1 protein-coding gene is annotated in these 277 nt (G+C 62.5%); it reads left to right on the forward strand.

Features of this window, described 5'->3' with window-relative positions:
- Window positions 1-277, forward strand: a 277-nt coding sequence (locus tag H0248_RS22635; protein ID WP_180787467.1) for a TrbG/VirB9 family P-type conjugative transfer protein, incomplete at both ends; no start/stop codon positions are given.

A 277-nucleotide genomic window follows, 5' to 3' on the forward strand; every position in this document is an offset into this window, starting at 1 on the left:
CAGCCAGGTGTTCCTGCCCACGGCAAAGGACTGGAAGACCAACCTCTTCGTGGTGACCTCAAAGCGTGATTACAGCCTGGAGCTGAACGTGCTGGACCACGATTCCCCCGCGCAGGCGTTCGTTATCCGTTACCACTATCCGGCCGAGGTTCGCCAGCAATCCGCCGCTGCCAGCGCCGCGCGTCAGGCGCAGCTACGGGAAAGACAGGAGAAGCAGCAAATAGCGGCAGCATTCGGACAGGCCAGCACGCCGCGCAACTGGCGCTACACCAAACGG

Source organism: Pectobacterium brasiliense, assembly GCF_013449685.1.
Lineage (GTDB): Bacteria > Pseudomonadota > Gammaproteobacteria > Enterobacterales > Enterobacteriaceae > Pectobacterium > Pectobacterium brasiliense_A.